Origin of the sequence: Lichenihabitans sp. Uapishka_5, from assembly GCF_033947565.1 — a bacterium.
In the GTDB taxonomy this organism is placed as follows: Bacteria; Pseudomonadota; Alphaproteobacteria; order Rhizobiales; family Beijerinckiaceae; genus Lichenihabitans.
Window position 1 is genome coordinate 16127 of record NZ_JARPVX010000022.1, and the last position, 14015, is coordinate 30141.

The 14015-nt window shown below is 67.7% G+C and carries 8 protein-coding genes; 4 read left to right on the forward strand and 4 right to left on the reverse strand.

Annotated features, from left to right (window positions below; genetic code table 11):
• Positions 1-73: 73 nt before the first annotated feature.
• The 3 genes from P7D22_RS10535 to secA all read right to left on the reverse strand — a co-directional run bounded on the left by P7D22_RS10535 (position 74) and on the right by secA (position 8157).
• Entirely contained in the window at positions 74-3625 is a 3552-nt protein-coding gene (locus P7D22_RS10535; protein WP_319934187.1) for a helicase-related protein, read from the reverse strand.
• Positions 3626-3761: 136 nt separating this feature from the next.
• A complete protein-coding gene (locus tag P7D22_RS10540; RefSeq protein WP_319934188.1) occupies positions 3762-5300 on the reverse strand; it encodes a hypothetical protein in 1539 nt (512 codons plus the stop codon).
• 25 nt (positions 5301-5325) lie between these two features.
• Entirely contained in the window at positions 5326-8157 is a 2832-nt protein-coding gene (gene secA / locus P7D22_RS10545; protein WP_319934189.1) for a preprotein translocase subunit SecA, read from the reverse strand.
• A gap of 347 nt (positions 8158-8504) precedes the next feature.
• Between secA and P7D22_RS10550 the strand changes: the two genes are divergently transcribed.
• From P7D22_RS10550 to P7D22_RS10565, 4 genes are all read left to right on the forward strand, one after another.
• Positions 8505-9425, forward strand: a complete 921-nt coding sequence (locus P7D22_RS10550) for a peptidylprolyl isomerase (protein WP_319934190.1) — start codon at positions 8505-8507, stop codon at positions 9423-9425.
• A 166-nt stretch (positions 9426-9591) separates the two neighbouring features.
• A complete protein-coding gene (gene argJ / locus P7D22_RS10555) occupies positions 9592-10839 on the forward strand; it encodes a bifunctional glutamate N-acetyltransferase/amino-acid acetyltransferase ArgJ (RefSeq protein ID WP_319934191.1) in 1248 nt (415 codons plus the stop codon).
• A 63-nt stretch (positions 10840-10902) separates the two neighbouring features.
• On the forward strand, positions 10903-11988 hold the full coding sequence (locus P7D22_RS10560; protein ID WP_319934192.1) for an adenylate/guanylate cyclase domain-containing protein: 1086 nt from the start codon (positions 10903-10905) through the stop codon (positions 11986-11988).
• A gap of 108 nt (positions 11989-12096) precedes the next feature.
• Positions 12097-13437, forward strand: coding sequence for an outer membrane protein (locus P7D22_RS10565; protein WP_319934193.1), 1341 nt, complete (start codon positions 12097-12099; stop codon positions 13435-13437).
• A 47-nt stretch (positions 13438-13484) separates the two neighbouring features.
• On the opposite strand, the gene thpR is transcribed toward P7D22_RS10565, so the two are convergent.
• Positions 13485-14015 (reverse strand): RNA 2',3'-cyclic phosphodiesterase, encoded by a 531-nt coding sequence (gene thpR, locus P7D22_RS10570; protein ID WP_319934194.1) that lies wholly within the window; start codon positions 14013-14015, stop codon positions 13485-13487.

Consider the following 14015-nt stretch of genomic DNA (forward strand, 5'->3'; position numbering starts at 1 on the left):
CTGCGCGCGATGGCCTGCGAACCGAGCGCGGCGGCGGGTTCCCAGAGTGCGTCCCCAACCGCCGCATCGATCCTTAGTCCTTCTTGGTCTTCGACTCGAGGTCCGCCTTCAGGGCGGCCAGCTTGGCGAAGGGCGAATTCGGATCGGCTTGACGCTCCCGCGCCGGCCGTGGCTCCGCGGAACTCCAGGACGCCGGCTTGCCGCCGGCATTCGGACGCCCTTCGGGCCGACCGCCGCGCTCGCGCCGCGGATCATGCCGCCCCTTGCCGGCCTGTTGGTCGCCCTCAGGGCGCGGTCCGGGCCCGTTGCCGAACCGCTTCTCGGAGGTCGGGCCGCGCCCGCCGCCCGGCGCTGGGTCGGGCCGGCGCGGACGACCACCGTCCTGCGGACGCTCGCCGACCGGGGCCGCGACAGCTAGTGCGCCGTCCGGAGCCTCGGCAGGCCGCTGGCCGGGACCACGATTGCCGCGATGCTCGCCGCCCCGTCGCGCCTGTTGGGGCCGACCGTTGCCGCGATCCTGCCGTCGCTGCCCACCATGGTTGGCCCGATGCGGACGCCAAACCTCGATCAACACCGGCTCGCTCGGCTCGGCCTCGACCGCATCCGCCACCGGCAATGCCGCTTCGGTCTCCAACGTCGCAGCAGTCTCGGCGACCGCTTCGACATCCGCGGCCTGGTCGGGTTCAGCGGCTGCGTGGCTCGCCCCGCCAAGGTCAGGCTCCGCTTGCGCGGTCGCGTTCACCTCGGCCTGAGCGGGCTCCGCTTCGACAGCTGGTTCCGGCGTGTCTACGACATCGTGGCCCGGCGGCTCATCCACAGCCGCATCGGAATGGGCCTGCATCGGCACAGGCGCCCCATCCGGCCCATCCGGCTCGCTGATCGGATCAGGCTCATCTTCCGGCGAAGCCGGAGGCTCGTCCTCGTCCGGATGCGGAGGCTCCTCGCGCGGTGCGTCCGGAACGGTCGCGGGCGGCTCCTCGTTCGGCACCGCGGGCACCGGCTCGGCCGGGTCGCGACCCGCGTCCGTGGTTTCGACCGCCTCGGCCTCGTTGCTCGGCTCGGTTTCGACAGCCGGCTTCGGCCGCAGCGGCGCGGTCGGGGCCGCCTCGATGAGCGGCACCGTGATGGCCGGGCCGGCGCGTTTGTCCGACACATAGCCGAGCGAGCGCAGGATCGAGGCGAAGTCCTCGCCCGAGCAGCCCGCCAGCGAGGTCATCGCCACCGTGGTGATAAAGCCATCCTGGTCGGCGGTGCCGGACGGCGGTGCCCCCGCGGTGATGCCGGGACGATAGGCGATGGCGGGACGGATAAGGTCTGCCAACCGCTCTAGGATGTCGACCCGGACCGCGCGGGCGCCGCACACCCGGAAGCCGGCTGCGCGGTAAAGCCCTTTCGGCACGGCCGAGTCGGCCGGGAAAGACGTCCGGCCCGAAGCCGCCATATAGGGCACCTCGTCGAGCCCCTTGGCGGTTTCGACGCCACCATGCTGCAAGGCCCAAAGCTGCGACGCCAGCGCCCGGGGCGCCGGCTTCAGCAACAGCGGCATGTAGATGTGATAGGCGCCGAACCGGATCCCAAGCTTGCGCAGGATGCCGCGAGCCGCCTGATCGAGGGTTTTGACCTCTTCGGCCACGCGGGCGCGCTCGAGCACGCCGAGCGACTCGGCCAATTGGAACGCAAGGCCGCGGGCCGCGCCTTCCAGGCCCTCGCCGGTCTCGAGGTCGATCAGGACGCCGAGCAGCTTCTTGATGTGCTGGGTGAGCCAAAGATCGAGACGCCGCTGCACCTGCTCAAGCGCCGGGCCCGTCAGGTGCTCGTCGGCCAGGAGCCGAGCCCGGGGTGCCAGCAGCTTGTCGCCGGCCGTCAGCTTGGCCACCGGGTCGCCGAGCCAGCGGAACGTGCCGTCGTTGGCAAGCGCGATCGACTCGTCGACGGACTCGCCGAAGCGGCCGGCCCGTGCCTCGATCTCGCTCGCCAAGGCCTTGGCGGCGGCGGCATTCAGCGTTCTGGCTGCTTCACCCGAAGCCTGGGGATCAGCCGTGAAGCGGAACCCCTGCAGCGAGCCGACGTGTTGGCCTTCGACGCGCACGTCGCCGGAGGCCGTGATTTCCGCTTCCATAATCGCGTTCTCTCTAAGCCGGCGCATCAGCACACTCGTGCGCCGGTCTATGAATCGCAGGGTGAGACGCTCGTGGAGGGCGTCCGACAGCTTGTCCTCTACCTGACGCGTGACGCCCTGCCAATGCTCGGGATCGCGCAACCAGTCGGGCCGGTTGGCGATGAAGGCGAGCGTGCGGGTCTGGGCCACGCGGTGCGACAGCGTGTCGATGTCGCCGTCGGTTCGGTCAAGGTGGTCCAGGTGGGTGGCGAACCAGGAGTCCGGGATGCGCCCAGCCCGCACCACGAAGCCATAAAGCGAGTGGACGAGTTCCGCATGGGCAGCCGGCGACACCTTACGGTAGTCCGGCACCTGGCAGACCTCCCACAGCCGCGCCACGTCGGCGCGCGTCTTCGATTGGCGTTGCACGTCGACGTCGCGCGCCAGCACGTCCAGCACCATCACGTCCTCGGCCAACGGCGCCCGGGTCAGACCTGCCTCTTCGGGAATGCGTTCCAGCGAAGCCTGCAGGCCTCGGATCGACGAGAAGTCGAGGTCGCTGTTGCGCCATTGCAGGATGCCGACGGGATCGAAACGGTGTTCCTCGATGGCCTCGACCAGTTCCTCGTCCATCGGCGGGCAGCGGCCCGTGGTGCCGAACGTGCCGTCACGCAGATGGCGTCCGGCACGGCCGGCGATCTGGCCGAACTCGGCCGGGTTGAGGCGGCGGAACTGCCAGCCGTCGAATTTGCGGTCGCCCGCAAAGGCGATGTGCTCGAGATCGAGGTTGAGCCCCATGCCGATGGCGTCGGTGGCGATCAGGTAGTCGACGTCGCCGTTCTGGTAGAGCTCCACCTGTGCGTTGCGGGTGCGGGGCGACAAGGCTCCCATCACCACGGCGGCACCCCCGCGCTGGCGCCGGATCAGTTCCGCGATCGCGTAAACTTCCTCGGCCGAGAAGGCCACGATGGCCGAGCGACGCGGCATCCGGCTGAGCTTCCGCTCGCCCGCGAAGGTCAGCTTCGACAAGCGCGGCCGCTCAATGATCGTGGCCTGGGGCAGCAGGCGGCGGATGGACTTTTCCATCGTGCCGGCGCCGATCAGCAAGGTTTCCTCGCGGCCCCGGCGGTGCAGCAGCCTGTCAGTGAAGGTATGGCCGCGATCGAGATTGGCGGCGATCTGGATCTCGTCGATGGCCACGAAAGCCACGTCGAGATCGCGCGGCATGGCCTCGACCGTGGCGACCCAGAAGCGAGGGTGCGGCGGCTTGATTTTTTCCTCGCCGGTGATCAGCGCCACCTGGTTGACGCCGACCTTCTCGATCAACCGGTTATAAACTTCGCGCGCCAGCAGGCGCAGCGGCAGGCCGATGATGCCGGACGAATGCGCCACCATGCGCTCGATGGCGAAATGGGTCTTGCCGGTGTTGGTGGGCCCGAGCACGGCCGTGACGTTGGCTGAGCGGGCGCGCGCCCTGTCGCGCTGAACGCGATCGGGTGGCTGCGGGAGCGTATCGAAATCGAGCATGCCGGGCGGAAGACCGTCGCGGACAGAGGTCGGGACAGCGGTCGCACGACCACCATCCCGTTATGTGAGCACGGGGCGGCGGGTTTCAACCCGGGCCCACCGGTTCCGATTGGTCGAGCGCGCCTGCCGCGCCGTTCTACCGCAGCACGCGATAAAGCTTGGCCTTCGGCCCGGCGGCCACGAATGCGAGGCCGGGATCAGCAAAGGACGCGGCCGAGAAGGTCCAGACGTAATCGAACCTGGACCGCGGCAGCGCCTCGAGGAAGGCGTCAGCGGTTCGCCCGATCGGGCAGCTCTCGGATCGTTCGTAACTGGAATTGACCTCGTTGAAGCCGAAGTCCTTGTTGTAGACGGGTCGCATGAGGGTGGTGCCGGGCTGGTTCCACACCGTGTTAACGAAGACATGCCGGTCCATGATGGCGAGGCTGGGGAGTTCGTCATAACCGCCGAGCGGCCAGGGATCGCACAGGCTGCCTGTTCCGAACACGGCGATCCGGCTTCCTTCAGGCACGGTGCGCAGCACGGCGAGATCCGCCAGCGCTTCGCGTCCGCGCTCATGCCATCCGACGGCGCAAAGCACGAGGCGGGACAGAAAGAGCGCGAGGCCGCAGGCGAAGCAGATCGCCTGGACCTGGCTTCGGCGGGGCGCGAAGCTGAGGAAGAACACCATGAAGGCGACCGGCAACAACCGTTCATCCGCATAGGACGACCCAGCCATATTGCGCGGCAGGATCAGGAACAGCGCTCCCAGGGCGCTTGCGCCGGCGAGCAGGCGGGGCTCGATGCCGTCACGCTCAGTCATCACCAAGAAAGTGGCAAGACCGACCAGGAGCGCGAGGGACGCGAGGTCGAACGGCTGCCATTCGGATGCAAGCACGAACGCGAGCCAGCGCTCCTTGAACGGCCAATCGAAGAACCGCCCCATGCCGCTGGCGATGCCGGCTGGACCGGTATGCAGCACGATGGGGATGACCGGCACGGCCAAAGGCAGGCAGGCAAGGCCGGAGCGCCAAAGCGTCGGGAACGGCGCGTGCGAACGGCGCCACCCTGTCACGACTTCGGCGGCGCCGACCAGCACCACCAGCACACCCCAACCGGCCAGATGGGCGAGCCACACCACGCAGGCGGAGGGGGCGAACACAACCCAGCGACGGGCCGCGGACAGGTCCGGCAAGGCGATCCACCCCGCCGTGACGATGCACGCGAGGGCGACGGCCAAGTGGTAGTTCGTGAAGCCGAACAGGAACGAGTAGGTGTAGACGAAGGGCAGCGCGAGAAAGAAGGTGGGCACGATGCGCCCCCAGGCGGCCCTGCTGAGCGCCGCAAGCGCGCCAATCATCAGGGGCGGCAGTAGGGCCGTCGCGATGATCGGCCCGTGCCATGTGCCGAACACACGAATGAATGGGTAGACGAGCAGATCCATGCCGAGATTGGCCACGAGGGTCCAATGGACCTCGTAATAACCCGCAAGGCGAGACGCCGTCGCACCGTCCGCATAGAGCGCCGCATAGCGCGCCATGTGGTTGAACAGGTCGGGCATCATCGGCAGCGGCGTGAAAAGGAACGGCAGCACCGAAATAAGCGCGCAGAACCCCGCCACTGCGCCGAGGCGTTTCGGCGTCAGGGTCGAGCCGCTTCCCTCCCCGCCCATGACCCGCCCTACCGCTTCACCCATGCGAGCTTAGAGGCGCAACGCGCTTTCAGGCGATCGCGCCATGGCAGTGCTTGTACTTCTTGCCGGACCCACACGGGCAGAGCTCGTTGCGGCTGACACGACCCCAGCTGGCCGGATCGTCGGGGTCGCGGGCCAGCGTCTCGCCCTGCTGGTCCACCATCGTGCCACCACCGAAGCCCGGCACCGGCGCGCCAGCATTGCGGCCGCCGAGCCGCAACCCCGCTTCGGCCACAGCGGCATCGTCGTCGCCGGTCAGGGGATCCATGTGCGAGGCGAACATCGGCGGCAGCTGCTGGGACGGCGGGTCGTAGGCCACCTCGACCCGCATGGCCTGTGCGGTCGCGCTTTCGCGCAGGCGGCCGATCAACCCGTTGAACAGGTCGAAAGCCTCCGACTTATATTCATTGAGCGGGTCGCGCTGGGCGACGCCACGCCAGCCGATCACCTGCCGCAGGTGGTCCAGCACCACGATGTGCTCGCGCCACAGATGGTCGAGCACCTGCAGAACGATCTGCTTCTCGACATAGCGCATCAGGTCGGGGCCGTTGCTCTCGACCCGGGCCGCATAGGCGGCATCGGCCGCGGTCGTCAGGCGCTCGCGCAGCTCCTCGTCGCCGATGCCCTCTTCCTTGGCCCAGTCTTCGACCGGAGCCTCGAGGTTGAGGGTTTCCTGCATGGCGGCCTTCAGGCCCGCCACGTCCCAGCTTTCCGGGTAGGAATCGGGCGGAATGAACTTGGTCACCAGGTCGTCGACGGTACCGGACCGCATTTCGCCGATGATCTCTTCGAGCGACTCCTGGGCCATCATGTCCCGGCGCTGCTCGAACACGACCTTGCGCTGGTCGTTCATCACGTCGTCGTACTTCAGCACGTTCTTGCGCATGTCGAAGTTGCGCGCTTCGACCTTCTGCTGCGCCTTCAACAAGGCCTTGTTGATCCAGGGATGGATGATGGCCTCGTCTTCCTTGAGGCCGAGCCGCGTCAGCACGGCGTCCATGCGCTCCGAGCCGAAGATGCGCATCAGGTCGTCCTGCAACGACAGGAAGAACTTCGAGCGGCCGGGGTCGCCCTGGCGCCCGGCGCGGCCGCGCAGCTGGTTGTCGATGCGCCGGCTTTCGTGCCGCTCCGTGCCGACGATGTAGAGGCCGCCCGCCGCGAGCGCCTTGGTCTTGAAATCCGCCACCTCGGCCCGGATGGCGGCTTCCTTCGCGTCGCGCTCGGGGCCCGGCTCCATGGCGCCGAGCTCCTGGGCCACCCGCATGTCGGCGCTGCCGCCAAGCTGGATGTCCGTGCCACGGCCCGCCATATTGGTGGCGATCGTGATGGCGCCCGGCACGCCGGCCTCGGCCACGATGCCGGCCTCCTGTTCGTGGAAACGGGCGTTCAGGATGGCGAAGAGCTTCGACGGCACGCCGGTGCGGGCCGCCGCGTAAAGCTTGTCGAGCGCATTCGGCTCCGTGAAGTCGATACGGGTGTAGCCCTGGCTCGCCAACAGGTCGCCGAGTTGCTCGGACTTCTCGATCGAGGTGGTGCCGACCAGCATCGGCTGCATCTTGGCGCTGGCGGCCGTGATCTCGCGGCCGATCGCCATCAGCTTCTCGCGCGCCGTGCGATAAACCTCGTCGTCCTCGTCGAGCCGCTGCACATTGCGGTTGGTCGGGATCTCGACCACGTCGAGCTTGTAGATTTCGGCGAATTCGTTTGCCTCGGTGGCGGCTGTGCCGGTCATGCCGGCGAGCTTCTTGTAAAGGCGGAAGTAGTTCTGGAAGGTGATGGAGGCGAGCGTCACGTTCTCGGGCTGGACGGTGACGTGCTCCTTGGCTTCGAGCGCTTGGTGCAGCCCTTCCGAATAGCGCCGGCCCGGCATCATGCGGCCCGAGAACTCGTCGATGATGACGACCTCGTCGTTGCGGACGATGTAGTCCTTGTCGCGGCTGAACAGCTTGTGAGCCTTCAGGCCCTGCTGGACGTGGTGCACCAGCGTGGCGTTGCTGGATTCGTAAAGCGATCCCTCGGTCAGGATGCCGGCCTCACGCAGCAAGGCCTCGATGTGCTCGTTGCCGGCCTCGGTCAGGTTGGCGGTGCGCTGCTTTTCATCGACCTCGTAATCCTCGGCCACGAGGCCCGGCAGGATGGCGTCGATCGAATTGTAAAGGTCCGACTTGTCATCCGACGGCCCCGAGATGATGAGCGGCGTGCGGGCCTCGTCCACCAGGATCGAGTCCACCTCGTCGACGATCGCGAAGGCGTGGCCGCGCTGGGCCATGCTGGCGAGGTCGTACTTCATGTTGTCGCGAAGGTAGTCGAAGCCGTATTCGTTGTTGGTGCCGTAGGTGATGTCGGCCGCATAGGCCTGCCGGCGCTGGTCGTCGTCGAGCCCGTGCACGATGATGCCGGTCGTCAAGCCGAGGAAGCCGTAGACACGGGCCATCCACTCGGCGTCGCGGCGCGCCAGATAATCGTTCACGGTCACGACATGCACGCCGTTGCCCGCGAGCGCGTTGAGATAGACCGCCAGGGTCGCCACCAGCGTCTTGCCTTCGCCGGTGCGCATTTCCGCGATGCCGTCTTCGTTCAGCACCATGCCGCCGATCAGCTGCACATCGAAATGGCGCTGCCCGAGCACGCGCTTGGCAGCCTCGCGCACCGTCGCAAAGGCCGGCACCAGCAGATCGTTGACGGCCTTGCCGTCCTTCAGCTCGGCCCGGAACGCCTGCGTGCGGGCCGCCAGGGCCTCGTCGCTCAGCGCCGCCATCTCGGGCTCGAGCGCATTGATGGCCGCGACCTTGGGCGCGTACGTCTTCAGGCGCCGGTCGTTGGCGCTGCCAAAAATCTTCTTGGCGATCGAGCCGAGCATCCGCAACAAACCCCTTTGTTCGCGCGGCTGAGATGCCTGCCGCGAACCGCAAACCAAACAGGCGCCTCGGCGAACCGCCCGGCCAGCTTCTACGCGCAAAGGGACGAAAACACGGCCACGCTGGGTCGCGTCGGCCCGGACATCATCCCCAGGTCGTGACCCAGGAAACCGAGCCGGTCCCGCGCGAGAAACCGGTGGCAAAGAACCAGGAAGACAGATAAGAGGCACCCCAATTCTTGTCAATGCGAGGCATGGCAAGGCAAGTTCCGGTCCGGGCGCCACAAAAAAGGCGGCAACGGGCTGCGTGTCGCACCTCGACCTCAGACCCTTTTCGATTGGATTCGCGCATGACCTCCAATGCTCAAGCGGCCTTCCGGCTCCTGGCCGCCACGGCGCTGGTCGGGCTTGCGAGCCCGCAACCCGCCTGGGCCGCCAAGGTGCTGGCGACCGTCAATGGCCAGACCATCAGCGACGACGACGTGAAGACGGCGCTCGACGACCTCGGCCCCAACCTTCCGGCGCAGTTGAAGGGCCCGCAGCGCGACGCTTATGCGCTCGATTACCTGATCGACCTCCGGCTGGTGGCCGCCCAGGCGTCAAAGGACAAGCTCGCCGAGACGCCCGAATTCGCCCAGAAGATGGCCTATTACCACGACAAGATCCTGATGGAGACGATGCTCGGCAACGTCGCCAAGACGGCCGCCACCGATCAGGCCGAACACAAGGTCTATGACGACGCTGCGAAAGCCAAGAAGCCCGAAGAGGAGATCCACGCGCGCCACATCCTGGTGCCGACCGAGGCCGAAGCCAAGGCCGCGTTCGACCGGGTCAACAAGGGCGAGGATTTCGCCAAGGTGGCCGACGAAGTGTCGAAGGACCCGGGCTCCCAGGGCGGCGACCTCGGCTGGTTCACCCGGGACAAGATGGTTCCGGAATTCGCCGAGGCGGCCTTCAAGCTCGAGCCCGGGCAGGTGTCGCAGCCGGTGAAGAGCGAGTTCGGCTGGCACGTCATCAAGCTCGAAGGCAAGCGCGAGAAGAGCTTCCCGGCCTTCGACCAGGTGAAGGATCAGGTGTCCCGCTACGTGGTCCAGAAGGCGCAGTCGGATCTGGTCATGGACCTGCGCAAGGACGCCAAGATCGAGCGCACCGCCGCAGCCCCGCCGCCGGTCCCGGCCGATGGCGTCGATGCGGGCGCACCCGCCGATGCGGCCCCGGCCGCCGCCCCGGCCACGCCGGCTCCGGCTCCGGCCGACGCCCCGAAGCCCTGACAACGGTCGGCGGTCTCCGCTTCAAGCAAGCCACATCGTCATTCCGGGGCGGCGCAGCCGAGCCCGGAACCGGTGTGCTCCAGGCCGGGGTATCGAGGCTCCCGGTTCCGGATCTCCGTTCTGCTCCGTCCGGAATGACGGAAGCGACCCTCGCTAGGTGACCCCGATGGCGCCCGCCGTTCCCGTTTCGCCCCTCGCCCCGACCGCGATGCCGGCCATGCCGCCCGTGGCGGGCGTCCGTTTCGCGAGCGGCGCCGCAGGTATCAAGTATAAGGGGCGCACCGACGTCACCCTGGTGTTGTTCGACGAAGGCACAGCGGTGGCAGGCGTCTTCACCACCTCGAAATGCCCCTCGGCGCCGGTCGACTGGTGCCGCGCCAATCTGGCCGCCGGTCGTGCCCGGGCCCTGGTGGTCAATTCCGGCAATGCCAATGCCTTCACGGGCCGCAAGGGCATCGAGGCCACGGCGTTGACCGCGCAGCTCGCCAGCCAAGCCACCGGGGCGACGCAAGCCGAGATCTTTCTCGCCTCGACGGGCGTCATCGGCGAACCCCTGCCGGCCGAACGCTTCGGCGGCGTGCTGGGCGACCTCGCGCGTTCGGCCGAGGCCGATGGCGTCGCGGAGGCGGCCCGCGCCATCATGACGACCGACACCTATCCGAAGGTCGCCACCGCCACGACCGACCTCGGCGGCACACCCGTGACCCTGAACGGCATCGCCAAGGGCGCCGGCATGATCGCGCCCGACATGGCCACCATGTTGAGCTTCGTCTTCACCGACGCCCCGATCGCGGCGCCCGTGCTGCAGGCGCTGTTGTCGCGGAGCGTCAAAACCTCGTTCAATGCCATCACGGTCGACAGCGACACCTCCACCTCCGATACGCTGATGATCTTCGCCACCGGCGCCGCTGCGGCGAGGGGAGCGCCGACCATCGACAGCGTGGAGGATCCGCGCCTCACCGGCTTCGCGCAGGCGCTCGACGACCTGCTGCTCGACCTCGCCCATCAGGTGGTGAAGGATGGCGAAGGCGCCCGCAAGTTCATCGCCGTGACGGTGAACGGGGCCGAAACAAACGCCGCCGCCAAGCGTATCGCGCTGTCGATCGCCAATTCGCCGCTGGTGAAGACGGCGGTCGGCGGCGAGGACGCCAATTGGGGCCGCATCGTCATGGCGGTCGGCAAGGCGGGCGAGCGGGCCGAGCGCGATCGGCTGGCGATCTTCTTCGGCGACACGCGGGTCGCGCTCGATGGCGAACGTGACCCCGCCTACAGCGAGGCCACCACCTCGGCCTATATGCGCAACGACGCGATCGCGATCCGGGTCGAGATCGGGCTCGGCGACGGCAAGGCCACGGTGTGGACCTGCGACCTCACCAAGGCCTATGTGGAGATCAACGGCGACTACCGGTCGTGAGCGACGCCGGCATCCCGCTGTCCCATCCACGCCGCGGTCGGCGCTAGGATGGCGGCGGGTCGCATGCCGGCCGGCCGCGCCATCCCGTTCCTGCTCGCCATCGCGCTGTTCGGGGCCGGCTCCGGGCTGCTCTACACCATGCTGGCCGAGGCATCCTCCTATTGGGCGGGGGCCATCTACGGCGGCTGCATCGCGCTGTGCATCTCCGGCTTCGAGCGCGGACTGATCCTCGGCGGTTTCCAGACCAAGCTGCGACGCTGGCCGACGCCGATCTTCATCCCCGTGATGGAGGCCATGACGGTGCTTCTGGCGCTGGTCGGCTTCGTCATCGGCGGCACGGCCTGCTGGCAGCTGGGCCTGTCGCCCGGCTCCTGGGTCAGGGCCGCCATCCCGACACCGGTACAACTGCTCTACGCACTGCTGATCGGCGCCGTGCTGGTGACGTTGACGCGCGTGCGCGACCTGCTCGGGCACGAGGTGTTCACCAGCCTGCTGCTCGGGCGCTACCACAAGCCCGTGGAAGAGCGCCGCATCTTCCTGTTCCTCGATGTCGTGGGATCGACGGCCTTTGCGCGCCAGCACGGCGACCTGCGGGCTCAGGCCTATCTGGGCGCCATCTTCGCCGCCATCGCGGCACCCGTGCTGCGCCACAAGGGCGCCATCGACGATTACGTCGGCGACATGGTGATGATCACCTGGCCGGAAGCGCGGGGGCTGGCCGAGGCGCGTTGTGCCGCCTGCGTGTTCGCCATCCTGGATGCGATCGAGGCCGAGCGCGACACCTGGATCCGGCGCTTCGGCCAGGTGCCGCGCTTTCACGCGGCCCTGCACGGGGGGTCCATCGTGACCGCCGAGGTCGGCGTCGACCGGCACAAGATCAGCTATTTCGGCGATGTGGTGAACACCACCGCCCGCATCGAATCGCTGTGCCGCCCGATCGGCAGTGCGGCTTTGATCTCGTCCGACCTCCTCCACCGCCTGCCGGCCCTGCCGCCCGGCGTCGCGGCGACGTGGCGCGGCGATCACCTGGTGAAGGGGCACGAACAGCCTTTCGGCGTCTTCAGCCTCGAGCGCGCCCCTGCGACAGCCTTAACCAATGGTGAATGTTTGCTGCCGAATCAGCAGCTTGGCCCCACGCATGAGCCTTAAATGCCACAGCGTCGCGCCGTTCGCGGCGGAGCACCGGAAACCACTTCGATCAACCGGGCCTTCGATGTAGTTTTCTGAACAAGCGCGTAAGCGGATTCAGGACGGCGTATGACCAAGCTCACTCTCATCGCAGCAACGGCCCTTGCCGGCACGATGGCCCTTTCGACCGCGATGGCGGCCGACCTTCCGAGCCGTGTCGCTCCGCCGCCGCCGCCGATCCTGCCGACCCTCGCGGGTTGGGAAGGCCTGTATGTCGGCACCACCTACGGCTACAGCTTCACTGAGGCCCGCACCCGCCAAACGACGTCGCGCAGCCGCGATATCGACGGCCAGATCGGCGGCGCCCTGATCGGCTATAACTTCCAGGCCAACCGCTTCGTGATCGGCGGCGAGGCCAGCATCGACCTCAACGTCGTGCGCGGTACCGTGCCGGGCCAGGCCGGGCTGAACGCGAGCCGCGTCGACACGCTCGACGATGTGCGCCTGCGCGCCATCGTGGGCTACGACATGGGCTGGTGGATGCCCTTCGTGGCCGGCGGCGCCGTGATCAACGAAACGTACGTGTCGACCCCGAACCCCGCCAACTACTTCGGCGAAGACAAGCGCTCGGTGGGCTGGACGGCCGGCGCCGGCGTGCAGGCCAAGATCGACCCGAGCCAGTACCTGCGCTTCCTGCCCTACAACATTGGCGCCATCTTCGGGCCGCTGATCTTCCGCGTGGAATACATCCACGACGAGCTGCCGAGCCAGACCTTCACGCTTGGCGGGGGTGGCCCCGGCGTGCAGCAGTTCCGGACCGAGACCAGCTCCAACATCGTCCGCGCTTCGGCCATCTACCGCTTCGGTGACACGCCGCCGCGCCCCTACGGCGACGCGCTCGGCAACGTCAACTGGGCCGGCGGTTACGGCGGTATCATCGGGGCCTATGATTCCGTGTCCACCCACGACAAGCGCAACGGCGCCACGTCGCACGGTAGCGCGGAAGGCGGCTTCGGCGGCATCTATGCCGGCACCAACTTCATGTTCTACAACAACAAGGTGATGCTCGGCCTCGACGGCAGCACCATGATCGGCGATGCCACCGGCCACGGCAGCGTCCCCGGCACGACCAACCGCACCGACTTCCGCGAATACGTCCGCGCCGATGTCCGCGGCCGCGTCGGCTACGCATTCGGCAACATCCTGCCGTTCCTCGCGGCGGGTGTCGACTTCACCCGCAACGAGCAGCGCGACCTGACGACGGGCTCGCAGGTCGGCCGCGTTCCGGTGGATGCCATTACGGCGGGCGGCGGTGTCGACTACCGCATCTCGCAGCGCATCTCGGTGCGTGCCGAATACATCCACGACTTCTCGTTCAGCAACTCGACCATCCACCTGAACGGCCTCAACACGAAGCAGGACTACGACGCGAACCTCGGCCGCGTCGGCCTCGCCTACCACTTCGAGTAAGCTGGTCGGGGCCGCGGCCCCACCCTCGATCGTCGATCAGAAGAGGCTTATCCGAAAGGATAGGCCTCTTCTGCTATGTAGGGACCGCCGCCAACCGAGTCGCGCGCCGAATACAGCACGAAGCGCTCGGCCGTGAAGCGCCGGCTGAGGAAGCCGCGATGGCCGAGGTAATCCGCCACCGCGATCCCCGGCACACCCCGCAGTCGCGCCAAGGTCACGTGCGGAACGAAACGGCGCGGTTCGGCCGGCAGGCCGAGGCGGCGCATCAGCCGTTCCTGCTCGGCCTGCAGATCGAGGAGCGCCGGGCTTGGTTGCACCTTGGCCACGATGGAGCGGGGCTTGTCGCCGCCAAAGGCGCCGAGCCCTTCAAGCACCACCGGAAAGGCCTCGCACCGAATCTCGTCGAGTCCTTGCGCCACCTCGCGGGCGGTCGGCAGGTCGATGTCGCCGATAAACCGCAGCGTGATGTGGTAATTCTCCGGGTCGATCCACCGGGCGCCCGCCAGCCCGCCACGCATCAACGTCAGTTCCGCCGCGAGGCTCGGCGGGATCTCGAGACCCGTGAAAAGGCGTGGCAT

Coding starts and splice junctions, on each gene's coding strand:
- argJ (WP_319934191.1), top strand. CDS start 9,592: ATGGCGCCCGCCGTTCCCGTTTCGCCCCTCGCCCCGACCGCGATGCCG.
- P7D22_RS10550 (WP_319934190.1), top strand. CDS start 8,505: ATGACCTCCAATGCTCAAGCGGCCTTCCGGCTCCTGGCCGCCACGGCG.
- P7D22_RS10560 (WP_319934192.1), top strand. CDS start 10,903: ATGCCGGCCGGCCGCGCCATCCCGTTCCTGCTCGCCATCGCGCTGTTC.
- thpR (WP_319934194.1), bottom strand. CDS start 14,015: ATGCCACGCCTTTTCACGGGTCTCGAGATCCCGCCGAGCCTCGCGGCG.
- P7D22_RS10540 (WP_319934188.1), bottom strand. CDS start 5,300: ATGGGTGAAGCGGTAGGGCGGGTCATGGGCGGGGAGGGAAGCGGCTCG.
- P7D22_RS10565 (WP_319934193.1), top strand. CDS start 12,097: ATGACCAAGCTCACTCTCATCGCAGCAACGGCCCTTGCCGGCACGATG.
- secA (WP_319934189.1), bottom strand. CDS start 8,157: ATGCTCGGCTCGATCGCCAAGAAGATTTTTGGCAGCGCCAACGACCGG.
- P7D22_RS10535 (WP_319934187.1), bottom strand. CDS start 3,625: ATGCTCGATTTCGATACGCTCCCGCAGCCACCCGATCGCGTTCAGCGC.